Annotated in this window: 22 protein-coding genes; 19 read left to right on the top strand and 3 right to left on the bottom strand. The window is 65.5% G+C overall.

Features of this window, described 5'->3' with window-relative positions; translation table 11 throughout:
* Window positions 1-47 precede the first annotated feature (47 nt).
* A complete protein-coding gene (locus N7422_RS22350; protein ID WP_279808572.1) occupies window positions 48-980 on the top strand; it encodes an ABC transporter ATP-binding protein in 933 nt (310 codons plus the stop codon).
* Entirely contained in the window at window positions 977-1,756 is a 780-nt protein-coding gene (locus N7422_RS22345; RefSeq protein WP_279808571.1) for an ABC transporter permease, read from the top strand. The genes N7422_RS22350 and N7422_RS22345 overlap by 4 nt, the downstream gene beginning before the upstream one ends.
* Here N7422_RS22345 and N7422_RS22340 read toward each other — a convergent pair.
* Window positions 1,640-2,281: a DUF2062 domain-containing protein gene (locus tag N7422_RS22340; RefSeq protein ID WP_279808570.1), complete on the bottom strand. Its 642-nt coding sequence runs from the start codon at window positions 2,279-2,281 to the stop codon at window positions 1,640-1,642. The genes N7422_RS22345 and N7422_RS22340 overlap by 117 nt on opposite strands.
* A gap of 144 nt (window positions 2,282-2,425) precedes the next feature.
* On the opposite strand from N7422_RS22340, the gene N7422_RS22335 reads away from it, so the two are divergent.
* The 8 genes from N7422_RS22335 to murB all read left to right on the top strand — a co-directional run bounded on the left by N7422_RS22335 (window position 2,426) and on the right by murB (window position 9,383).
* Complete coding sequence (locus tag N7422_RS22335; RefSeq protein ID WP_279808569.1) at window positions 2,426-4,639, top strand: DNA internalization-related competence protein ComEC/Rec2; 2,214 nt, start codon at window positions 2,426-2,428, stop codon at window positions 4,637-4,639.
* 207 nt (window positions 4,640-4,846) lie between these two features.
* On the top strand, window positions 4,847-5,482 hold the full coding sequence (locus N7422_RS22330; RefSeq protein ID WP_028690976.1) for a MotA/TolQ/ExbB proton channel family protein: 636 nt from the start codon (window positions 4,847-4,849) through the stop codon (window positions 5,480-5,482).
* Window positions 5,479-5,913 (top strand): biopolymer transporter ExbD, encoded by a 435-nt coding sequence (locus N7422_RS22325; protein WP_279808568.1) that lies wholly within the window; start codon window positions 5,479-5,481, stop codon window positions 5,911-5,913. Before N7422_RS22330 ends, N7422_RS22325 begins: the two co-directional genes overlap by 4 nt.
* The gene (lpxK, locus tag N7422_RS22320; RefSeq protein ID WP_279808567.1) at window positions 5,913-6,923 is read left to right on the top strand and encodes a tetraacyldisaccharide 4'-kinase; all 1,011 of its coding nucleotides are present in this window, start codon (window positions 5,913-5,915) and stop codon (window positions 6,921-6,923) included. The genes N7422_RS22325 and lpxK overlap by 1 nt, the downstream gene beginning before the upstream one ends.
* Before the next feature lie 33 nt (window positions 6,924-6,956).
* Window positions 6,957-7,142 (top strand): Trm112 family protein, encoded by a 186-nt coding sequence (locus N7422_RS22315; RefSeq protein WP_011532874.1) that lies wholly within the window; start codon window positions 6,957-6,959, stop codon window positions 7,140-7,142.
* Window positions 7,139-7,903 carry a 3-deoxy-manno-octulosonate cytidylyltransferase gene (gene kdsB, locus N7422_RS22310; RefSeq protein ID WP_279808566.1) on the top strand — a complete coding sequence of 255 codons (765 nt, stop codon included), beginning with the start codon at window positions 7,139-7,141 and terminating at the stop codon, window positions 7,901-7,903. Before N7422_RS22315 ends, kdsB begins: the two co-directional genes overlap by 4 nt.
* The gene (locus tag N7422_RS22305; RefSeq protein WP_279808565.1) at window positions 7,903-8,367 is read left to right on the top strand and encodes a low molecular weight phosphotyrosine protein phosphatase; all 465 of its coding nucleotides are present in this window, start codon (window positions 7,903-7,905) and stop codon (window positions 8,365-8,367) included. Before kdsB ends, N7422_RS22305 begins: the two co-directional genes overlap by 1 nt.
* Complete coding sequence (gene murB, locus N7422_RS22300; RefSeq protein WP_279808564.1) at window positions 8,364-9,383, top strand: UDP-N-acetylmuramate dehydrogenase; 1,020 nt, start codon at window positions 8,364-8,366, stop codon at window positions 9,381-9,383. Before N7422_RS22305 ends, murB begins: the two co-directional genes overlap by 4 nt.
* A gap of 149 nt (window positions 9,384-9,532) precedes the next feature.
* Here murB and rne read toward each other — a convergent pair whose 3' ends face one another.
* The gene (rne, locus tag N7422_RS22295; protein ID WP_279808563.1) at window positions 9,533-12,742 is read right to left on the bottom strand and encodes a ribonuclease E; all 3,210 of its coding nucleotides are present in this window, start codon (window positions 12,740-12,742) and stop codon (window positions 9,533-9,535) included.
* A gap of 795 nt (window positions 12,743-13,537) precedes the next feature.
* Between rne and rluC the strand changes: the two genes are divergently transcribed.
* From rluC to N7422_RS22280, 3 genes are read left to right on the top strand one after another with little or no spacing between them, the layout of a single operon-like run.
* Window positions 13,538-14,491: a 23S rRNA pseudouridine(955/2504/2580) synthase RluC gene (gene rluC, locus N7422_RS22290; RefSeq protein ID WP_279808561.1), complete on the top strand. Its 954-nt coding sequence runs from the start codon at window positions 13,538-13,540 to the stop codon at window positions 14,489-14,491.
* A gap of 3 nt (window positions 14,492-14,494) precedes the next feature.
* Entirely contained in the window at window positions 14,495-15,175 is a 681-nt protein-coding gene (locus N7422_RS22285) for an HAD family hydrolase (protein ID WP_279808560.1), read from the top strand.
* 2 nt (window positions 15,176-15,177) lie between these two features.
* Window positions 15,178-16,164, top strand: a complete 987-nt coding sequence (locus tag N7422_RS22280) for a S49 family peptidase (protein WP_279808558.1) — start codon at window positions 15,178-15,180, stop codon at window positions 16,162-16,164.
* A 200-nt stretch (window positions 16,165-16,364) separates the two neighbouring features.
* Here N7422_RS22280 and N7422_RS22275 read toward each other — a convergent pair whose 3' ends face one another.
* On the bottom strand, window positions 16,365-16,943 hold the full coding sequence (locus tag N7422_RS22275; RefSeq protein WP_279808557.1) for a Maf family protein: 579 nt from the start codon (window positions 16,941-16,943) through the stop codon (window positions 16,365-16,367).
* Window positions 16,944-17,039: 96 nt separating this feature from the next.
* Between N7422_RS22275 and N7422_RS22270 the strand changes: the two genes are divergently transcribed.
* From N7422_RS22270 to acpP, 6 genes are all read left to right on the top strand, one after another.
* Entirely contained in the window at window positions 17,040-17,567 is a 528-nt protein-coding gene (locus tag N7422_RS22270) for a YceD family protein (RefSeq protein ID WP_279808556.1), read from the top strand.
* A 13-nt stretch (window positions 17,568-17,580) separates the two neighbouring features.
* The gene (rpmF, locus tag N7422_RS22265; RefSeq protein WP_008096416.1) at window positions 17,581-17,763 is read left to right on the top strand and encodes a 50S ribosomal protein L32; all 183 of its coding nucleotides are present in this window, start codon (window positions 17,581-17,583) and stop codon (window positions 17,761-17,763) included.
* Window positions 17,764-17,766: 3 nt separating this feature from the next.
* Window positions 17,767-18,777, top strand: a complete 1,011-nt coding sequence (plsX, locus tag N7422_RS22260) for a phosphate acyltransferase PlsX (protein WP_279808555.1) — start codon at window positions 17,767-17,769, stop codon at window positions 18,775-18,777.
* A gap of 187 nt (window positions 18,778-18,964) precedes the next feature.
* Window positions 18,965-19,903, top strand: coding sequence for an ACP S-malonyltransferase (fabD, locus tag N7422_RS22255; protein WP_279808554.1), 939 nt, complete (start codon window positions 18,965-18,967; stop codon window positions 19,901-19,903).
* A gap of 16 nt (window positions 19,904-19,919) precedes the next feature.
* Window positions 19,920-20,660 carry a 3-oxoacyl-ACP reductase FabG gene (gene fabG, locus N7422_RS22250; protein WP_279808553.1) on the top strand — a complete coding sequence of 247 codons (741 nt, stop codon included), beginning with the start codon at window positions 19,920-19,922 and terminating at the stop codon, window positions 20,658-20,660.
* A gap of 204 nt (window positions 20,661-20,864) precedes the next feature.
* Entirely contained in the window at window positions 20,865-21,101 is a 237-nt protein-coding gene (gene acpP, locus N7422_RS22245) for an acyl carrier protein (protein ID WP_279808551.1), read from the top strand.
* Window positions 21,102-21,257: the final 156 nt, after the last annotated feature.

Genomic DNA, 21,257 nt, shown 5'->3' with positions numbered 1-21,257 from the left:
TTGCACCTGGCGTGTCTTGAACCTTTTCAATCGGTACGTGACCCGCTATGAGTTCCGCCCTGTCCATTCGACAGCTGACCAAGACCTACGGCAACGGTTTCCAAGCCCTCAAGGGTATCGACCTGGACGTTTCCGAAGGTGACTTCTTCGCCTTGCTCGGCCCCAACGGCGCCGGCAAATCCACCACCATCGGCATTCTCTCGACCCTGGTGAACAAGACCAGCGGCACGGTCAACGTGTTCGGCCACGACCTGGACCGCGAGCCGGCGGCGCTCAAGCGCTGCCTGGGCGTGGTGCCCCAGGAGTTCAACTTCAACCAGTTCGAGAAGACCTTCGACATCGTCGTCACCCAGGCCGGCTACTACGGCATCCCGCCCAAGCTGGCCAAGGAGCGTGCCGAGCAGTACCTCACCCAGCTGGGCTTGTGGGACAAGCGTGACGTGCAGTCGCGCTCGCTGTCCGGCGGTATGAAGCGCCGGCTGATGATCGCCCGGGCGCTGATCCACGAGCCGCGCCTGCTGATCCTCGACGAGCCGACCGCGGGTGTGGACATCGAGCTGCGCCGTTCGATGTGGAGCTTCCTCACCGAGCTCAACCAGAAAGGCATCACCATCATCCTCACCACCCACTACCTCGAAGAGGCCGAGCAGCTGTGCCGCAACATCGGCATCATCGACCACGGCACCATCGTCGAGAACACCAGCATGCGCCAGCTGCTGGGCAAGCTGCACGTCGAGACCTTCGTCCTCGACCTCAAGCAGGACCTGCCCGCCGCGCCTGAACTGCAGGGCTACCCGTGCCGGTTGATCACCCCGCACACGCTGGAAGTGCAGGTGGACAAGGACATCGGCATCACTGCGCTGTTCGGCCAGCTGGCGTTGAAGAACATCGAGGTGCAGAGCCTGCGCAACAAGACCAATCGACTCGAGGAGCTGTTCGTGTCCCTGGTGGAAAAGAACCTGTCGAAGGTGGCCGTATGAGTGTGGAACTGCGCACCAACTGGGTCGCCCTGAACACCATCGTCTACCGCGAAGTACGGCGCTTCTTGCGCATCTGGCCGCAGACCCTGCTGCCGCCGGCGATCACCATGGTCCTGTACTTCGTGATCTTCGGTAACCTGATCGGCCGGCAGATCGGCGACATGGGCGGCTTCACCTACATGGAGTACATCGTGCCGGGGCTGATCATGATGTCGGTGATCACCAACTCCTACGGCAACGTGGTGTCGAGCTTCTTCGGCAGCAAGTTCCAGCGCTCCATCGAGGAGCTGATGGTGTCGCCGGTGTCGCCGCACACCATCCTCGTCGGCTATGTGCTGGGCGGCGTGCTGCGGGGGCTGGCGGTGGGCGTGATCGTGACCGTCCTGTCGCTGTTCTTCACCCATTTGCAGGTGCATCACCTGGGCGTGACCCTCGTCGTGGTGCTGCTGACCGCGACCATCTTCTCGCTGCTGGGCTTCGTCAACGCGGTGTTCGCGCGCAACTTCGACGATATCTCGATCATCCCGACCTTCGTGCTGACGCCGCTGACCTACCTGGGTGGGGTGTTCTACTCGATCAACCTGCTGCCGCCGTTCTGGCAGACCGTGTCGTTGGCCAACCCTGTGCTGCACATGGTCAACTCGTTCCGCTACGGCATCCTAGGGGTGTCGGACATCAGTATTGGCACGGCGATCACCTTCATGCTGGTGGCCACCGCGGCGCTCTACCTGCTGTGCGTCCGCCTGCTGGTCAGCGGCCGTGGCATGCGCGCGTGAACCCCGGGTGGCGGAACAGCGGCACTGCCGCCGGCGCCACTGCCGGCCCACCCACCAGCGCCAGTAGCCCATGGTGATGAAGTAGGCGAGCACGCCGAGGACCACCCCGCACACCACCGAGCCCAGCAGGAACGGTTGCCAGATCGTCGCCAGCTGGTCGGTGACCCAGTCGACGGTGATTTCCTCGGGCAGCGTGCGTGGCGGCACCTGCATCAGCCAGGCGCCGGTCATGTAGGTGACGAAGAACACCGGCGGCATGGTCAGCGGGTTGGTCAGCCACACCAGACTCACCGCGATCGGCAGGTTGCCGCGCACCGGGATCGCCAGCGCGGCGGCCAGCAGCATCTGCATGGGAATGGGAATCAGCGCGGCGAACAGGCCGACGCCCATGGCCCGCGCCACCGAATGGCGATTCAGGTGCCAGAGGTTGGGATCGTGCAGCAGCTTGCCGAAAAAGCGTAAGGACTTGTGTTCGCGGATGCTGGTCGGGTCCGGCATGTAGCGTTTGAACAGACGGCGCGGCATGTGGGCTCCCGGCAGGGTCGAAGGGCGTAAGTATGCCTTGATTGAAGCGCAGCCTCGTTCAGAGTTTGTGACAATTGTTTAGCAGAATTTCCCTGCCAATCAGCTAAGCCTCAGGGGCCGTTTTCGCTTCTGGAGCTCTATCTCATGCGCACAGGGATGCTTGCGCTCGTGCTCGGGCTGTTGAGCCTGCGCTTCCTGCCCGTCCTGCCACCGGTCGGATGGTTGATTCCCTTGCTTTTGCTGGCCGTGGCCTGCCTGCGCTCGCGGGCCTGGCCGCTGGGCTGGTTCGTGCTGGGTGGCTGCTGGGCCTGCTGGTCGGCCCAGCAGGCGCTCGATGATCGCCTGGCGGCGGCCCTGGATGGCCGGACCGTGTGGCTCGAAGGGACGGTGGCGGGGTTGCCGGCCCGCACGGAGCAAGGCGTGCGTTTCGAGCTGGTGCAGGGCGAATCGCGGCGTGGACAACTGCCGCAGCGTCTGCAGTTGAGCTGGTTCGCCGGGCCGCAGCTGCGGGCCGGCGAGCGCTGGCGCCTGGCGGTCAACCTGCGGCGGCCCCATGGATTGCTCAACCCCCATGGCCCGGATCGGGAGGCGACGCTGCTGGCGCGCGGGATCGGCGCCACCGGTACGGTCAAGGCGGGGGAGCTTCTGGGAGGAGCGGCTGCCGGCTGGCGTGACGCCATCCGCCAGCGCCTCGTGGCGGTGGATGCCGGCGCGCGGGCGGCGGCACTGGCGGCGCTGGTGCTGGGCGATGGCAGCGGGCTGGCGCGTGAGGACTGGCAGACCCTGCAGGCCACCGGCACGGTGCATCTGCTGGTGATCTCCGGGCAGCACATCGGCTTGCTGGCCGGTCTGGTGTATGGCCTGGTGGCGGGTTTGGCGCGCTTGGGTGGATGGCCGCGCAGGCTGCCCTGGCTACCCTGGGCGAGTGGGCTGGCGATGCTGGCGGCGCTGGGCTATGGCGCGCTGGCCGGCTTTGGCGTGCCGGTGCAGCGGGCCTGCCTGATGCTGGCGGTGGTGCTGGTCTGGCGCCTGCGTTTTCGCCATCTGGGCGCGTGGACGCCGCTGTTGCTGGCTGCGCTCGGCGTCCTGTTGCTAGCGCCGCTGGCGAGCCTGCTGCCAGGATTCTGGCTGTCGTTCAGCGCCGTGGCGGTGCTGGTGCTGTGCTTCTCGGCCCGGCTGGGGGCCTGGCGGCCCTGGCAGGCCTGGACCCGCGCCCAGTGGGTGATCGCGCTGGGGCTGTTGCCGGCGCTGCTGGCACTGGGATTGCCCATCAGCCTCAGCGCGCCGGTGGCCAATCTGCTCGCCGTGCCCTGGCTCAGCCTGGGGGTGCTGCCGCTGGCGCTGCTCGGCACCGCCTCGTTGCCGGTGCCTTGGCTGGGGGAGGGGATGCTGTGGCTGGCGGGCCGGTCACTGGATGGCCTGTTTACCGTGCTGGAACGGGTGGCAGGGTACCAGCCCGCCTGGATTCCCGAGCCTCTGCCGGTGTGGGCCTGGTGGCTGGTGTGCCTTGGCGCCGTGCTGGTATTGCTGCCTCGGGGCGTGCCGCTGCGGGCGCCGGGGGTGGTGATGCTGCTGGCGTTGTGGGCGCCCCGCGAGCAGGTAGCGCCAGGGGAGGTCGAGGTGTGGCAGCTGGATGTCGGCCAGGGCCTGGCGGTGCTGCTGCGAACACGTCATCACACCCTCCTGTATGACGCCGGCCCAGCCCGTGGCAGCAGCGATCTGGGCGAGAGCGTGGTGTTGCCGACCCTGCGCAAGCTTGGGGTGAAGCAGCTGGACTTGATGCTGATCAGCCATGGGCACGCCGATCATGCCGGTGGCGCGGCTGCCGTGCGGCGTGGGGTGCCGGTGGCACGGGTGCTGGCCGGCGAGGTCGCTGGGCTGGAGGACGCGTCGTTGTGCCGCAGCGGCGAACGCTGGCAGTGGGATGGCGTCGACTTCGAGCTCTGGCATTGGCCGCAAGGTACCTCCAGCAACGAACGCTCCTGTGTGTTGCGGGTCCAGGCCAATGGGGAGCGTCTGCTGCTGGCCGGGGACATGGAAGCCGGCGCGGAGCGCGCCTGGCTGGCTGCCACCGACGATCCGCGGGTGGATTGGCTGCAGGCGCCGCACCATGGCAGCCGTACCTCTTCCAGCGCGGTGTTCGTCCAGGCCACGGCGCCGCGTGGCGTGCTGATTTCCCGAGGGCGGCACAACAGCTTCGGGCATCCACATGCGCAAGTGGTCGAGCGCTACCGGCGGCATGGGGTGGCGGTGCATGACACGGCGGTGGAGGGGGCGTTGCGGTTGGTGCTGGGGAATCATGGTGAGGTGGAAGGTGTGCGCAGGGAGCGGCGGTTCTGGCGCTCCATCGAGGATTGAGCCGGGGGGCGCTTTGCGCCCCTTTCGCGACACAAGGCCGCTGCCACAGGCATCGCGCAGTCCTGTGGGAGCGGCCTTGCGCCGCGAAAGGGCTGCAAAGCCGCCCCGGGCTTGCCAGGGCAGCACAGGAATTCCCTGACCTCCGGCAGATGAGCCCCGGGCCTGCCTATGGTAGAGTGGCGGCCTTTTTCCAAGGGGATGCTTACTGTGTGGGAATTGGTCAAGTCCGGTGGCTGGATGATGCTGCCGATCATCCTGAGCTCCATCGCTGCCATGGCGATCGTCGTCGAGCGCCTGTGGACCTTGCGCGCCAGCCGTGTCACCCCGCCGCACCTGCTGGGCCAGGTATGGATGTGGATCAAGGACAAGCAACTCACCAGTGACAAGCTCAAGGCCCTGCGCGCCGATTCGCCGCTGGGCGAGATCCTCGCCGCCGGCCTGGCCAACTCGCGCCATGGCCGCGAAATCATGAAAGAGTGCATCGAGGAAGCCGCCTCGCGGGTCATCCACGAGCTGGAACGCTACATCAGCACCCTCGGCACCATCGCCGCCATGGCCCCGTTGCTGGGCCTGCTGGGCACCGTGCTGGGCATGATCGACATCTTCAGCGCCTTCATGGGCTCGCAGATGACCGCCAATGCCGCAGTGCTCGCCGGTGGTATCTCCAAGGCCCTGGTCACCACCGCGGCCGGTCTGATGGTCGGCATCCCGGCGGTGTTCTTCCACCGCTTCCTGCTGCGCCGCATCGATGAGCTGGTGGTGGGCATGGAGCAGGAGGCGATCAAGCTGGTGGAAGTGCTGCAGGGTGACCGTGAAGTGGAAGTGGCCGGAGGCAAGGCGTGAAGTTCCGGCGCAACCGCCAGCGCGAGAGCGTCGACATCAACCTGGCGTCGTTGATCGACGTGGTGTTCGTGCTGCTGCTGTTCTTCGTGGTCACCACCACCTTCACCCGCGAGACGCAACTGCGCGTCGAGCTGCCCGAGGCCAGCAGCGCCGCGCCGGCGCAGCCCGATGACGGCAAGCTGATCGAGGTCACCATCAGCGCCGATGGTGTGTACTCGGTGAACAACCACCTGCTGCCCAAGAGCGACCTGGCCACCCTGAGCGAGGCGATCGAGAAGGAGTCCGGCGGTGACATCACCCTGCCGCTGGCGATCAGCGCCGACGGCAAGACCCCACACCAGGCCGTGGTCACCGCAATGGATGCGGCCGGCAAGCTCGGCTTCAGCAAGTTGCGCATGACCACCGTCGAGGCCGCGCAGGGCACTCCCTGATGGCCTTCGCCGACCGTCTGCTTGCCGCCTGGTACGCCGGGCATCCGGCGCTGGCACTGCTGCGTCCGCTGGAGGCGCTGTATCGCCGCGTGGTGACGCGCAAGCGCGCGCGCTTCCTCAGCGCAGAGAGCCCCAGTTACCGCGCCCCGGTACCGGTGATCGTGGTGGGCAACATCACCGTCGGCGGCACCGGCAAGACACCGATGATCCTCTGGCTGATCGAGCACTGCCGCCGGCAGGGGCTCAAGGTCGGCGTGGTCAGCCGTGGCTACGGCGCCAAGCCGCCGCAATATCCCTGGCGGGTCGCCTCCGACCAGAGCGCCGAACACGCCGGCGACGAGCCTTTGCTGATCGTCCAGCGCACCGCTGTGCCGCTGATGATCGACCCCGACCGCGCGCGCGCGGTGCAGGCGCTGCTGGCCAGTGACGCCCCCGACCTGATCCTGTGCGACGACGGCATGCAGCACTACCGTCTGGCCCGTGACCTGGAACTGGTGCTGATCGATGCCGCCCGAGGCCTGGGCAACCGTCGTTGCCTGCCGGCCGGTCCGTTGCGCGAGCCCGTCGAGCGCCTGCAGGAGGCCGACGCGGTGCTGTTCAACGGCGCCGAGGCGGACCGCGACGACGGCTTTGCCTTGCGCCTGCAACCCTCGGCGTTGATCAACCTGCGCAGCGGCGAACGCCGCGGCCTCGACCTGTTTCCGGCCGGCCAGGCGCTGCACGCCGTGGCCGGCATCGGCAATCCGCAACGTTTCTTCAACACACTGCTGGGGCTACACTGGCAGCCGGTGCCGCACCCCTTCGCCGATCATGCGCCCTACAGCCGCGAGGTGCTGTCGTTCAGCCCGCCGCTGCCGCTGGTGATGACCGAGAAGGATGCGGTGAAATGCCGGCCCTTCGCCGCCGACGACTGGTGGTACCTGGCGGTCGACGCCGTGCCGACACCCGCCTTCGGCGCCTGGTTCGACGCCCAGCTCGACCGCCTGCTGCCCGGCCGCCCCCGGCCCTGAGCCTTTTCCAATTTCCGCCGCAAGGACACCTCCATGGACACCAAACTGCTCGATATCCTGGCCTGCCCGATCACCAAGGGCCCGCTCAAGCTCAGCGCCGACAAGACCGAGCTGATCAGCAAGGGCGCGGGCCTGGCCTACCCGATCCGTGACGGCATTCCGGTGATGCTGGAAAGCGAGGCACGCACCCTGACCGACGAAGAGCGCCTGGATAAATGAGCCTGGACTTCACCGTGGTGATTCCTGCCCGACTGCGTTCCACGCGCCTACCGGGCAAGCCGTTGCTGCCGATCGCCGGCAAGCCGATGGTCCAGCATGTGTGGGAGCAGGCGCGCAAGAGCGGTGCCGGCCGGGTAGTGATCGCCACCGACGATGCCGGCATCGTCGAGGCCTGCCAGGCGTTCGGCGCCGAAGTGCTGCTGACCCGCGCCGACCATGAGTCGGGCACCGATCGCCTGGCCGAAGTGGCTGCCCAGCTGGGCCTGGCCGCCGATGCCATCGTGGTCAACGTGCAGGGCGACGAGCCGCTGATTCCGCCGGTGATCATCGACCAGGTGGCGGCCAACCTGGCCGCGCACCCGGAGGCCGGCATCGCCACCCTGGCCGAGCCGATCCACGCGCCGGAAACCATTTTCAACCCCAACGCGGTGAAGGTGGTCAGCGACAAGCACGGCCTGGCCCTGACCTTCAGCCGCGCGCCGTTGCCCTGGGCCCGCGATGCCTTCGCCAAGGCCCGCGACCTGATGCCACAGGGCGTGCCATATCGCCGCCATATCGGCATGTACGCCTATCGCGTGGGCTTCCTCCAGGACTTCGTCGCCTGGGGCCCGTGCTGGCTGGAGCAGACCGAATCGCTGGAGCAGCTGCGTGCCCTGTGGCACGGCGTACGCATCCATGTCGCCGATGCCATCGAGGCGCCGGCCGTGGGCGTGGATACCCCTGAAGACCTGGAGCGCGTACGGCGCTTGCTGGAGGCCTGATGCGCGTTCTGTTCGTCTGCCTCGGCAACATCTGCCGCTCGCCCACCGCCGAAGGCGTGCTGCGCCACCAGCTCGAGGCCGCCGGCCTGGCCGATGTCGTCCAGGTGGCCTCCGCCGGCACCGGCGACTGGCATGTGGGCAAGGCGCCCGACAGTCGTACCTGCAAAGCCGCGCTGGCGCGTGGCTATGACCTGTCGCGCCAGCGCGCCCAGCAGGTCAAGGCGACGCACTTCGGCGAGTACGACCTGATCCTGGCCATGGACAAGAGCAACCTGGGCAACCTGCAGGCGCTGCGCCCGCACACCGCCAGGGGCGAGCTCGACCTGTTCCTGCGCCGCTATGGCGCGGCCCTGGACGAAGTGCCAGACCCTTACTACGGCGGTGCCGAAGGTTTCGAGCAGGTACTGGACCTGATCGAGGCGGCCTGCCGCGAACTGGTCGTGGAAATCAAGGGGCGGTTATGACGGCGCACTGGCAGGAGCGGGTCTCGCTCAAGCCCTACAACACCTTCGGTATCGATGTCAGCGCTCGTTATTTTACCCAGGCCCATGATGACGACGAGGCTCGTAAGGCCCTGGCCCAGGCCGCCGAGCGGCAGGTGCCGGTGCTGGTGATCGGGGGAGGCAGCAACCTGCTGCTGTCCCGCGATGTCGAGGCCTTGGTGCTGCATATGGCCAGCCGTGGCCGCCGCCTGCTCAGCGACGATGGCGAGCGGGTGGTGGTGGAGGCCGAGGCTGGCGAGCCTTGGCATCCGTTCGTGCAGTGGAGCCTTGACCAGGGTTTGTGCGGGCTGGAGAACCTCAGCCTGATCCCCGGCACCGTGGGCGCCGCGCCGATGCAGAACGTCGGGGCCTATGGGGTCGAGATCGAGGACGTGTTCGCCGGGTTGACCGCGTTGGACCGTGAGACGGGCGAGCTGCGGGATTTTGCGCTGCAGGACTGCGCGTTCGGTTATCGCGACAGCCTGTTCAAGCGTAACCCCGGGCGCTGGCTGATCCTGCGCGTGCGTTTTGCCTTGAGCCGCACCTTGCAGGCGCACCTGGACTACGGCCCGGTGCGTCAGCGCCTGGTGGAGCAGGGCGCCGAACAACCGACCGCGCAGGCGATCAGTGACGCGATCTGCAGTATCCGTCGGGAGAAGCTGCCGGATCCGGCTGAGCTGGGTAACGCCGGGAGTTTCTTCAAGAACCCCGTGGTACCCGCTGCGTTGGCCGAGCGCATTCGTGCCGGGCATCCTGGCGTGGTGGCCTATCCCCAGGCCGATGGCCAGGTGAAGCTGGCGGCCGGCTGGTTGATCGAGCAGGCGGGGTGGAAGGGCTATCGCGACGGCGATGCCGGGGTACACCGTTTGCAGTCGCTGGTGCTGGTGAACTACGGCCAGGCGAGCGGAGCGCAGTTGCATGCGCTGGCCCAACGGATCCAGGCGGATATCCGCGAGCGGTTCGGGGTCGAGTTGGAGATGGAGCCGAACCTGTACTGATTGTGCCGGCCTTGTCGCGGGGTTCCACGGCAAGGTGACGTGGGAGCGGGCTTGTCCCGCGATCACCGGCGAAGCCGATGCCATCCAGATCGGCAAAGAAAAGCCCCGCCAGTTCGCACTGGCGGGGCTTTTTCATTCAGCCGTTGGCATCAACCGTGATGAGGCTTGTGCTCTTCGGCCGTCTCCAGGGCTTCGGTCGGTGCGGCTTCAGCGGCAGCCAGCGCTGCGGCTGCAGCTTCGGCTTCACGCTTGCGGCGACGCACTTCGCGCGGGTCGTTCGGCGCGCGGCCGTTGGCCAGCATCGCCGACGGTGCCTCGACTGGTGCCGGTGCCTCCACGGCTGCCTGCTCGACAACGACCGGGGCAGGCTCGGCGACTGGCGCTTCGACCACTTCCGGCTGGGCCTCGACCACTGGTTCGATGACCGGGGCGGGCTGCTCGGCGGCTGGCACTTCGATCACGCTGGCCTCGACAACCTGCGGCTGCTCGATCTCACCGGCTTCCACGACCGGGACTGGCTCGACGGCTGGTTCGACCACGGCGGCTGGTTGCTCGACGGCGGCGTCCTCGGCCACGGGCTGCGGGGCCACTTCGACGACCGGCTCGAAGCTTGGCTCGGTGACGGCAGCCGGCTCGCTGACAGGTTGCTCGACCACAGGTGCGATGGCGACCTGCTCGGCAACGACTTCAGTGATTTCCACCTGGGTCTCGCTGACCACGGCGCTGGCGCGCTCAGCCTGCTGGTTGGCTTCGGCCTCGGCGTCGGCGCTGATATTGCTGGTGGCAACAGCGGCGGTGACGGCGATGCCGGCGGCCAGTTCGGCGCCCAGCGCGGTAGCCTGGTGCTGTTGTGGCTGCTGCTCTTCGCCGGCGTCTTCCTCGCCGCCTTCGATCAGCTCGCCATTGGCGTTGCGCTGGCGCTCACGACGGTTGCTGCGACGGCGTTGGCCACGGGAGCGGCGGCGCGGACGCTCGCCATCGGTGCCTTCCTGCTCGTCCTGCAGCAGTTCGTCGTTCGGCAGTTGCTCTTCGGCCAGTTCGGCGGCCTGCTCGGCAACCTGCTCGTCAGGGCGTGGCTGGCGCTCTTCACGCGGCGGACGCGGCTGGCGTTCTTCGCGTGGGGCACGGTCTTCACGTGGCGCGCGTTCTTCACGCGGGGCACGTTCTTCGCGTGGCTGGCGCTCTTCGCGCGGAGCACGTTCTTCACGTGGTGCACGTTCCTCGCGCGGTGTGCGTTCTTCGCGGGCTACACGTTCTTCGCGCGGGGCACGCTCTTCACGCGGCTGGCGCTCTTCGCGGGCGACAGCTGGTGCGGCGTCCAGCGGCTCGCGCAGTTCGCGCACGCGCTCTTCGCGGTTGCCGCGGCGGTCTTCACGTGGCTGACGCGGCTGACGTTCTTCGCGCGGTGCGCGCTCTTCACGCGGGGCACGCTCCTCGCGAGGGGCGCGTTCTTCACGCGGCTGGCGTTCTTCACGTGGCGCGCGCTCGCTGCGCTCTTCGCGCGGCTTGCGGTCTTCGTCGCGGCGGCCATTGCGGTTGCGGCTCTGCTGGCGACCGTTGCGGCGCTCCTCGTTGCGCGCAGGGCGCTCGGTGGCAGGCTTCTCGGTGCTCACGGCCGGGGCGGCGGCAGGTTCGTCCTTGCCGGCGAACAGGCTGACCAGCGACTTGACCAGGCCCTTGAACAGGCTTGGCTCGGCAACGTGCTGTACCGGAGCGACCGGTGCGGCTGGCTGCTCTTCGGCAGCGCTCGGCACCGGGGCGTTGGCGCGGGCCGGCGCGGTTTTCACCGCGGCTTCCTGGCGCACCAGGGTGCGGGTGGCGGTCGGCTGCGGCGCTTCTTCGGTTTCGGCTGCGGCGATCTCGTAGCTGGACTGGTTGCTCAGCACTTCCGGGTTGTCGTCGCGCAGGCGCTGGACTTCGAAGTGCGGGGTTTCCAGGTGATCATTCGGCAGGATGATGATGCGTGCGCGAGTACGCAGTTCGATCTTGGTGATCGAGTTGCGCTTCTCGTTGAGCAGGAAGGCGGCCACCGGGATCGGCACCTGGGCGCGCACTTCGGCGGTGCGGTCCTTCAGGGCTTCTTCCTCGATCAGGCGCAGGATGGCCAGCGACAGCGATTCGACGTCACGGATGATGCCGGTGCCGGAGCAGCGCGGGCAGACGATGCCGCTGCTTTCGCCCAGCGACGGACGCAGGCGCTGGCGGGACATTTCCAGCAGGCCGAAGCGCGAGATGCGACCCACCTGCACGCGGGCGCGGTCGGCTTCCAGGCATTCACGCACGCGCTCTTCGACGGCGCGCTGGTTCTTGGCCGGGGTCATGTCGATGAAGTCGATGACGATCAGGCCGCCGATGTCGCGCAGGCGCAGCTGGCGGGCGATCTCTTCGGCCGCTTCCAGGTTGGTCTGCAGGGCGGTCTCTTCGATGTCGCTGCCTTTGGTGGCGCGCGCCGAGTTGATGTCGATGGAGACCAGGGCTTCGGTCGGGTCGATGACGATCGAGCCGCCGGAGGGCAGGTCGACGACGCGCTGGAAGGCGGTCTCGATCTGGCTTTCGATCTGGAAGCGGTTGAACAGCGGCACGCTGTCTTCGTACAGCTTCACCTTGCTCGCGTACTGCGGCATCACCTGGCGAATGAAGGTCAGGGCTTCTTCCTGGGCGTCGATGCTGTCGATCAGCACTTCGCCGATGTCCTGGCGCAGGTAGTCGCGGATGGCGCGGATGATGACGTTGCTTTCCTGGTAGATCAGGAACGGCGCGACGCGGTCTTGCGAGGCTTCCTTGATGGCGGTCCACAGCTGCAGCAGGTAGTCGAGGTCCCACTGCATTTCTTCGCTGCTGCGGCCAAGGCCGGCGGTGCGCACGATCAGGCCCATGTCGCCTGGAACGGTCAGGCCGTTCAGCGCTTCACGCAGCTCGTTGCGCTCTTCGCCTTCGATGCGGCGGGAGATGCCACCGGCGCGCGGGTTGTTGGGCATCAGCACCAGGTAGCGGCCGGCCAGGCTGATGAAGGTGGTCAGGGCGGCGCCTTTGTTGCCGCGCTCTTCCTTCTCGACCTGGACGATGACTTCCTGGCCTTCGCTCAGGACTTCCTTGATGTTGACCCGGCCTTCAGGCGCTTTCTTGAAGTATTCGCGGGAGATTTCCTTCAGCGGCAGGAAGCCGTGACGTTCGGAGCCGAAGTCGACGAAGGCGGCTTCAAGGCTGGGCTCGATCCGGGTGATCTTGCCTTTGTAGATGTTGGCCTTTTTCTGCTCGCGGGCACCGGACTCGATGTCCAGGTCGTAGAGGCGTTGGCCGTCCACCAGGGCTACACGCAACTCTTCGGGTTGAGTTGCGTTAATCAGCATTCTTTTCATGTTGTACCGTCGGTTTCCGGGCTGCCGGAAACGGCGTTCGGCACACACGACTTCTCATGGTCGGTGCCAAGGTGCGCAAAGGGTGGCGAGCCACCCCCGTGTCTGGCGACGTTCGGCACCAGCCGGTTGCCCAGCCTGCCGTTGTCGCGACGACGCGTCCTGTTGTTGGTGCCCGAGGGCCTGTTGAGCTGTTCGAATAGCTATCCGAATCAATCAAGCGGGCCTGGTGCACCCAGTCAGGAGGAGGAATCAACCGGTCGTCCGTGGACGCCACGAGGGCGTCTGTTCAGGACCTTGTCCGCTCATCGCCCGTTGAGTGGGGCGGTGGCGGGACGCGGTGCCACACGGTCCGAGGGCTGTGCATCTCCACCCTGCACGTATCCTTTGAAAATTCGGTGCTGCCGCGCGCTGAATCCGCAACGGGTTGCATTTTTCGCCAGCCCGGATACCGGGCTGGCGCCATAACATATCCAAGGCAGGTATTTCCGAGGCATTCGCCCGAATGCGCGGAAACGACGGTGGCGGGCAGAGGTACGGCGAAAATAAGCGGGTAAGCAGGTGAAACACCGCACTTGTCGTTTTTTTCGGTCTTCTCTACACAGCGCTGGTGGCGATTCCAGGCATTTGGTTAAACTGGCGAACGCTCCGTAGGACGGCCTCGCGTCCTCGGGAATTGCGATGGTCAGGGCCGGCGTAGAGCCTGGTGCCGCTGGCCTGCCGCTTTTGGCGGCGTTCGCGACTATAGCAGCAATGATTAAGTGCTTCAATTCCATAAAAAATTGTTATGATCCCGCCATGACGACCAATACCCCCCCGACTTCCGGCGTTCAGCTGATCGAAGTCGCGCCGGAACTTGCCGGCCAGCGCATCGACAATTTCCTCATCACGGCCCTCAAGGGCGTGCCCAAGACCCTGGTCTACCGCATCCTGCGCAAGGGTGAAGTGCGGGTCAACAAAGGCCGGATCAAACCCGAATACAAGCTGCAGGCCGGCGATATCGTGCGGGTGCCGCCGGTGCGCCTGCCCGAGCGCGACGAGCCGGCGCCGGTGGCCCAGGGGCTGTTGCAGCGCCTGGAGGCCGCGATTGTCTACGAGGACAAGGCGCTGATCGTGATGAACAAGCCAGCCGGCATCGCCGTGCACGGCGGCAGCGGCTTGAGCTTCGGTGTGATCGAGGCGCTGCGCCAGCTGCGCCCGGACGCCAAGGAGCTGGAGCTGGTGCACCGCCTGGACCGCGACACCTCCGGCCTGCTGATGATCGCCAAGAAGCGCAGCATGCTGCGCCATCTGCACGCAGCCTTGCGTGGCGATGGCGTGGACAAGCGCTACATGGCGCTAGTGCGCGGCCACTGGCCGACCTCGAAGAAACAGGTCAATGCGCCGCTGCAGAAGAGCAACCTGCGCTCGGGCGAACGCATGGTCGAGGTGAATGACGAGGGCAAGGAGGCGTTGACGATGTTCCGTGTGCTGCGCCGCTTCGGCGAGTTCGCCACCATCGTCGAGGCGCGGCCGATCACCGGGCGTACCCACCAGATCCGCGTGCACACCCTGCACGCCGGGCACATGATCGCCGGTGACAGCAAGTACGGCGACGAGGACTTCAGTCGCGAGATCCGCGAGCTGGGCGGCAAGCGTCTGTTCCTGCATGCCTATCAGCTCACCGTACCGCTGCCCGATGGCGGCGAGCTCAAGCTCGAGGCGCCGGTGGACGAAATGTGGGCCAAGACCATCGAGCGGTTGGCGTCCTGACCCATGAATAAAAGTTATGACCTGTTGATCTTCGACTGGGACGGCACGCTGGCCGACTCCATCGGGCGTATCGTCGAGGCCATGAATGTCGCCGCGGAGCGTGCGGGTGAGGCGGCCAGCGACGATGCGGCGATCAAGGGCATCATCGGCCTGGCGCTGGGGGAGGCGATATCCACCTTGTATCCCCATCTCGATGCGCCTCGGGTCGAGGCATTCCGTCAGCATTACGCCGATGTCTACATGGCCCTGGACCAGCAGCCGTCGCCGCTGTTCGAGGGTGTGGTCGAGTCGCTGGAGGCGTTCCGTGCCGAGGGGTATCGTCTGGCCGTGGCCACCGGCAAGGCGCGTCGTGGGCTGGATCGGGTGCTCAAGGCCAATGGCTGGGAAGGTTACTTCGACATCACCCGTGCCGCCGATGAGACCCGCGGCAAGCCGCACCCGCTGATGCTCGAAGAGATTCTCGCTCACTGCCGGGTCGAACCCGGGCGGGCGCTGATGGTCGGAGATTCGGCGTTCGATCTGCAGATGGCCAGCAATGCCGGCATGCACTCGGTCGCGGTGGGCTACGGCGCCATGTCGTTGCAGGCGCTGGCGGAGTTCGGGCCGCAGGTGTGCATCGATCACTTTTCTCAATTGCGCGAGTGGCTCGCGGGTTCCGCGCAAATCAATTTCCAAGGTAGGTAAGCATGGCTGACAAGTGGAAAGCACCCGAGTCCGAGGAGGGCGGGGAGGAGCGCAAGAGCTGGAAGCTGCTGGAAAAGACGCTGCTGGCCGGCGTCCAGGAGCAGCGCCGGGCGCGGCGCTGGGGTATCTTCTTCAAGCTGCTGACCTTCGTCTACCTGTTTGGCATCCTCTTCCTGTTCACGCCTCTGATGGATGTGGACAAGGCCGCTTCGCGTAGTGGCAGCCATACCGCGCTGGTCGAAGTGCGCGGTGTGATCGCCGATCAGGAGCCGGCCAGCGCCGACAATATCGTCAAGAGCCTGCGCGAAGCGTTCAAGGATCCAAAGACCAAAGCCGTGGTCATGCGTATCAACAGCCCGGGCGGCAGCCCGGTGCAGGCGGGTTACGTGTATGACGAGATTCGTCGCCTGCGCACCGAGTACCCGGCCATCAAGCTGTATGCGGTGATCGCTGATCTTGGTGCTTCCGGTGCCTATTACATTGCCAGTGCCGCCGACGAGATCTATGCCGACAAGGCCAGTCTGGTCGGCTCCATCGGTGTCACTGCCGCCGGTTATGGCTTTGTCGGGGCCATGGACAAGCTGGGGGTGGAGCGTCGCACCTATACGGCGGGCGAGCACAAGGCGTTCCTTGATCCGTTCTCGCCGCAGAAGCCGGAAGAGACCGCGTTCTGGCAGGGTGTGCTGGATACCACGCATCGCCAGTTCATCGCCATGGTCAAGCAGGGGCGGGGTGAGCGCCTGAAGGACAAGGATCATCCGGAGCTGTTCAGTGGGCTGATCTGGTCGGGCGAGCAAGCCAAGGCGCTCGGCCTGGTGGATGGACTGGGCAGTGCCAGCTATGTCGCCCGCGACATCGTGGGGGAGAAGGAGTTGGTGGACTTCACTGTGCAGGAATCGCCGTTCGATCGTTTCTCCAAGCGCATCGGTGCCAGCGTGGCTGAGCGCCTGGCGCTGTATATGGGCTTCCAGGGGCCTTCGCTGCGTTGAGCTGAAAATTCATCGCGGGCTTGTCCCGTGATTCAATTCAAGATTGCTGGGGTCGCTTTGCGACCCTTTCGCGACACAAGGCCGCTCCTACAGGCGAGCGCGTCCCTGTAGGAGCGGCCTTGTGTCGCGAAAGGGCTGCAAAGCAGCCTCGGCAATTCCAAGTCGGGCGCTAATTTTTAACGCCTTGAAACGGCTGAAGCTCAAGGTACCTGCACACCTTCCTTGTGCAGCATGTCCACCAGTCGAATCAGCGGCAGCCCGATCAGGCTCGTGGCGTCGCAGCCATGGGTGCTCTGGAACAGGCTGACCCCCAAGCCCTCCGCCTTGAAGCTGCCAGCGCAGTCCAGCGGCTGCTCGGCCGTCACGTAGCGCTCCACGCGCTCTCGGTCCAGCTCGCGCATCGTCACGGTAAATGGCACGCAATCGACCTGGCAGTGGCCGGTGGCGCTGTTGAGCAGCGCCAGCCCGGTGAGGAAGGTGACCTGCTGCCCGCTGGCCTCCAGAAGCTGCTCGCAGGCACGCTCGAAGGTGTGCGGCTTGCCGAGGATCTGCTCGCCGAGCACCGCCACCTGGTCGGAGCCGATGATCAGGTGGGCGGGGTGGCTGCTGGCCAGGGTTTCGGCCTTTTGGCGAGCCAGGCGCCGAACCAGTTCGACGGCCGGCTCGTCATCCAGCCGCCGTTCGTCTAGGTCGGGGCTTGCCCAGGTGAAGGGCAGGCGCAGGCGGGCGAGCAGTTCGCGCCGGTAAGGGGAGCTGGAAGCCAGTAACAAGGGAAGCATGGTAGACTCCTGGGCAATTGACCCGAATTCTAACATGCGAGATGCCGCCTAATTTCCTTTGACAGGGAGGGGGTGCATCCCTAGAATGCTGCGCCTATGTTGAATGACCCGATTCCACCTCACGTTGACCCGCGCAAATTGGCTGATCGTGGCGTAACCCTCGAAGGTTCGCTGCAACTCGCTGATTTGGAAAGACTCTGCGACCCGCTTTCCGACAATGTCGGTACGGTGCAGGCGAAGTTCGATTTTGAACGAGATGAACAGCACGTAGTGGTTATCCACAGCGAGCTGGACGTCGAAGTCAAGATGGTTTGCCAGCGTTGTCTTGAGCTGGTCACCCTGCCGATCCACAGCGAATGCACTTACGCCGTGGTGAAGGAGGGTGCGAATACCCAGTCGTTGCCGAAAGGCTATGACGTGCTGGAACTGGGCGAAGATCCTTTGGATCTGCAGGCGCTGGTCGAGGAAGAGCTGCTGCTCGCCCTGCCCATCGTGCCTGCTCATCATCCGGAAGAATGCCAGCAGCCGGCGGGCTTTGACGAGCCCGAGCCGAGCAAGGACGAGGTATCGCGGTCCAACCCGTTCAGTGTTTTGGCGCAGTTAAAGCGTGACCCAAACGTTTAGGAGTTAATCAATTATGGCTGTTCAGCAGAACAAAAAATCCCGCTCTGCCCGTGACATGCGCCGTTCGCACGACGCCCTGTCGGAAAACGCCCTGTCCGTAGAGAAGAGCACCGGTGAAGTACACCTGCGTCACCACGTTTCGCCAGAAGGCGTATACCGTGGTCGCAAAGTGATCGACAAGGGCGCTGACGAGTAATCCTTGTCCGCTCAGATCATCGCGATCGACGCAATGGGCGGGGACTTCGGTCCCCGCAGCATTGTCCAGGCTAGCATTGCCTGCCTTTCGGCTACCCCCTCGCTGCACCTGACCCTCGTCGGTCAACCCTCCCTCCTCGAAGATCTCGCCAGTGGCCTCTCGGCTGCGGATCGCGCGCGCCTGCGGATTGTCGCGGCCAGCGAGGTGGTCGGCATGGACGAACGTCCATCGCAGGTGTTGCGCGGCAAGCCCGACTCGTCGATGCGCGTCGCCCTCGAACTGGTGCGTGACGGCAAGGCCCAGGCCTGCGTGAGTGCCGGCAATACCGGTGCGCTCATGGCGTTGTCGCGCTTCGTGCTCAAGACCTTGCCGGGTATCGACCGTCCGGCGATGGTGGCCGCGATCCCGACCCAGGCAGGTTATTGCCAGTTACTCGACCTTGGGGCCAATGTCGACTGCAGCGCGGAAAACCTCTATCAGTTCGCCGTGATGGGCTCGGTGGCCGCCCAGGCCCTGGGGGTGCAGCGGCCGCGTGTGGCGCTGCTCAATATCGGTACCGAGGACATCAAGGGCAACCAGCAGGTCAAGCTGGCCGCCAGTCTCCTGCAGAACGCCCGTGGTCTGAACTACATCGGTTTCGTCGAGGGCGACGGGCTGTATCGTGGCGAGGCGGATGTGGTGGTGTGTGACGGTTTCGTCGGCAACATCCTGCTCAAGTCCAGCGAAGGCCTGGCAACCATGATCGGTGCGCGCATCGAGAAGCTGTTCAAGGGCGGCGTGCTGTCGCGCGCGGCCGGGGCCATGGCCATGCCGCTGCTCAAGCGCCTGCAGGACGACCTGGCGCCGGCGCGGCACAATGGTGCGAGTTTCCTGGGGTTGCAGGGCATCGTCATCAAGAGTCATGGCTCGGCGGGCGTGCAGGGCTTCCAGAGCGCGATCCAGCGCGCGCTGATCGAGATCCAGGAGAACCTGCCGCAGCGTCTGCACGGGCGCCTCGAAGACCTGTTGCCCTGAACGTGGTGGGAGCGGGCTTGCCCCGTGATGAGGCCATTGCAGGAAATACAAAGCTTTTGGGCATACCGCCCATGAAGTGCTTAAATGTGACCGCTTGGTCCGCCGCTCCATCCAAGCTTTCAGATTGCGCGCCCGGCCCACGGTCCGGCGCACCCTATCCGACGACAAGATCATAAGGGCTTGTTCAATGTCTGCATCCCTCGCATTCGTCTTTCCTGGTCAAGGTTCCCAGTCGCTGGGCATGCTCAAAGAACTGGGCGCTGAAAAACCGGTAATCGTCGAGACCTTCAAGGAAGCGTCCGAGGCCCTGGGCTACGACCTGTGGAAGCTGGTCCAGGAAGGCCCGGAAGAACAACTCAACCAGACCGACAAGACCCAGCCGGCCATCCTGACCGCCTCGATCGCCCTGTGGCGCCTGTGGCTGGAAGAGGGTGGCGCGCAGCCTGCGTACGTCTGCGGTCACAGCCTGGGTGAATACAGCGCCCTGGTCGCCGCCGGCAGCCTGTCGCTCAAAGACGCCGTGCGCCTGGTCGAGCGCCGCGGTCAGCTGATGCAGGAGGCCGTGCCGGCCGGTCATGGCGCCATGGCCGCGATCCTCGGCCTGGACGACGCGGTCGTGGTCGAAATCTGTGCCAAGGCTGCCGAAGATGAAGTGGTCAGCGCGGTAAACTTCAACTCGCCGGGCCAGGTAGTGATCGCCGGTAACAAGGCGGCGGTGGATCGCGCCATGGAGCTGTGTAAAGCAGCCGGTGCCAAGCGCGCTCTGCCGCTGGCGGTCAGCGTGCCGTCGCACTGCGCCCTGATGAAGCCGGCCGCCGAGCGTTTCGCCGAGTCGGTCAACGCCATCGACTGGAAGGCCCCGCAGATCCCGGTGGTGCAGAACGTCAGCGCCGCCATCGCCGCCGACCTCGATGCTCTCAAGCAGGACCTGCTGGCTCAGCTATACCAGCCAGTGCGCTGGGTCGAGTGTGTGCAGGCCCTGGCCGAGCGCGGTGCGGTGAACCTGGTCGAATGCGGCCCGGGCAAGGTCCTGGCCGGCCTGAACAAGCGGTGCGCCGACGGCGTGACCACCTACAACCTCAACACCCCAGACGCCGTCGCCGCTACTCGTGCGGCGCTGGCCTGAATTCGGAGAAGCTTGCATGAGCCTGCAAGGTAAAGTTGCACTGGTCACCGGCGCCAGCCGTGGTATCGGCCAGGCCATCGCCCTCGAGCTGGGTCGCCAGGGCGCGACCGTGATCGGGACCGCCACCACCGCCTCCGGCGCCGAGCGCATTGCTGCCACCCTGAAGGAGCACGGCATCAACGGCACCGGCCTCGAGCTGAACGTCACCAGCGCCGAGTCCGTGGACGCGGTGCTGGGCACCATCGGCGAGCAGTTCGGCGCACCGGCCATCCTGGTCAACAACGCCGGCATCACCCGCGACAACCTGATGCTGCGGATGAAGGACGACGAGTGGTTCGACGTGATCGACACCAACCTCAACAGCCTGTACCGCCTGTCCAAGGGCGTGCTGCGTGGCATGACCAAGGCGCGCTGGGGTCGTATCATCAGCATCGGCTCGGTGGTGGGTGCCATGGGCAACGCGGGCCAGGCCAACTACGCCGCCGCCAAGGCTGGCCTGGAAGGCTTCAGCCGTGCCCTGGCCCGTGAAGTGGGCTCGCGTGGCATCACCGTCAACTCGGTGACTCCGGGCTTCATCGACACCGACATGACCCGCGAGCTGCCAGAAGCGCAGCGCGAGGCCCTGCAGAAGGAAATTCCGCTGGGTCGCCTGGGGCAGGCCGAGGAGATCGCCAAGGTGGTTTCCTTCCTGGCCTCCGACGGCGCGGCCTATGTCACCGGCGCCACCGTGCCGGTGAATGGTGGAATGTACATGTAATATTGGCAATTCAATGTGACGGATCGCTTCAAAAAAGAGTCATACTCCGAGCCTAAAATCCGTTATAAAGCTGCAACCAGATTCCGGACGGCGGGTCGGGTGACCTGGTGGAAGGCGCGTTCCGCTTGAAAAGCAGGCGTCTTCCTATAAACTTGGTCACCGGCCAGCTGCCTGACATATGTCCATTAGGAGTGAAAACTAGGTATGAGCACCATCGAAGAACGCGTCAAGAAAATCGTCGCCGAGCAACTGGGCGTCAAGGAAGATGAAGTCAAGAACGAGTCTTCCTTCGTTGAAGATCTGGGTGCCGATTCGCTTGACACCGTTGAGCTGGTGATGGCTCTGGAAGAGGAATTCGAGACCGAAATCCCAGACGAAGAAGCCGAGAAGATCACTACCGTTCAAGCTGCCATCGACTACGTCAACAGCCACCAGGGCTAAGACGTTTCAGTCGACGCTTCTTGTCGGGAAAAACCGCACTGCCGTCGCCGGCGTGCGGTTTTTTCTTTGCAAGCCCTGCAATCAGCGGAGTCTGTTGCCAGGCCATTGGCCGCGCCAGTGCACTGGCAAGAGACTCTGTAATTTGGAAATGAGGAG

Origin of the sequence: Pseudomonas sp. GD04091, from assembly GCF_029836165.1 — a bacterium.
In the GTDB taxonomy this organism is placed as follows: domain Bacteria; phylum Pseudomonadota; class Gammaproteobacteria; order Pseudomonadales; family Pseudomonadaceae; genus Aquipseudomonas.
Note: the sequence above shows the minus strand (reverse complement) of the source record. Positions and strands in the feature narration are given on the sequence as shown.

Excerpts from the sequence above, each read along its gene's own strand:
- N7422_RS22350 (WP_279808572.1), top strand. The coding sequence starts at position 48 with ATGAGTTCCGCCCTGTCCATTCGACAGCTGACCAAGACCTACGGCAAC.
- N7422_RS22345 (WP_279808571.1), top strand. The coding sequence starts at position 977 with ATGAGTGTGGAACTGCGCACCAACTGGGTCGCCCTGAACACCATCGTC.
- N7422_RS22340 (WP_279808570.1), bottom strand. The coding sequence starts at position 2,281 with ATGCCGCGCCGTCTGTTCAAACGCTACATGCCGGACCCGACCAGCATC.
- N7422_RS22335 (WP_279808569.1), top strand. The coding sequence starts at position 2,426 with ATGCGCACAGGGATGCTTGCGCTCGTGCTCGGGCTGTTGAGCCTGCGC.
- lpxK (WP_279808567.1), top strand. The coding sequence starts at position 5,913 with ATGGCCTTCGCCGACCGTCTGCTTGCCGCCTGGTACGCCGGGCATCCG.
- N7422_RS22315 (WP_011532874.1), top strand. The coding sequence starts at position 6,957 with ATGGACACCAAACTGCTCGATATCCTGGCCTGCCCGATCACCAAGGGC.
- kdsB (WP_279808566.1), top strand. The coding sequence starts at position 7,139 with ATGAGCCTGGACTTCACCGTGGTGATTCCTGCCCGACTGCGTTCCACG.
- N7422_RS22305 (WP_279808565.1), top strand. The coding sequence starts at position 7,903 with ATGCGCGTTCTGTTCGTCTGCCTCGGCAACATCTGCCGCTCGCCCACC.
- murB (WP_279808564.1), top strand. The coding sequence starts at position 8,364 with ATGACGGCGCACTGGCAGGAGCGGGTCTCGCTCAAGCCCTACAACACC.
- rne (WP_279808563.1), bottom strand. The coding sequence starts at position 12,742 with ATGAAAAGAATGCTGATTAACGCAACTCAACCCGAAGAGTTGCGTGTA.
- rluC (WP_279808561.1), top strand. The coding sequence starts at position 13,538 with ATGACGACCAATACCCCCCCGACTTCCGGCGTTCAGCTGATCGAAGTC.
- N7422_RS22285 (WP_279808560.1), top strand. The coding sequence starts at position 14,495 with ATGAATAAAAGTTATGACCTGTTGATCTTCGACTGGGACGGCACGCTG.
- N7422_RS22280 (WP_279808558.1), top strand. The coding sequence starts at position 15,178 with ATGGCTGACAAGTGGAAAGCACCCGAGTCCGAGGAGGGCGGGGAGGAG.
- N7422_RS22275 (WP_279808557.1), bottom strand. The coding sequence starts at position 16,943 with ATGCTTCCCTTGTTACTGGCTTCCAGCTCCCCTTACCGGCGCGAACTG.
- N7422_RS22270 (WP_279808556.1), top strand. The coding sequence starts at position 17,040 with ATGTTGAATGACCCGATTCCACCTCACGTTGACCCGCGCAAATTGGCT.
- rpmF (WP_008096416.1), top strand. The coding sequence starts at position 17,581 with ATGGCTGTTCAGCAGAACAAAAAATCCCGCTCTGCCCGTGACATGCGC.
- fabD (WP_279808554.1), top strand. The coding sequence starts at position 18,965 with ATGTCTGCATCCCTCGCATTCGTCTTTCCTGGTCAAGGTTCCCAGTCG.
- fabG (WP_279808553.1), top strand. The coding sequence starts at position 19,920 with ATGAGCCTGCAAGGTAAAGTTGCACTGGTCACCGGCGCCAGCCGTGGT.
- acpP (WP_279808551.1), top strand. The coding sequence starts at position 20,865 with ATGAGCACCATCGAAGAACGCGTCAAGAAAATCGTCGCCGAGCAACTG.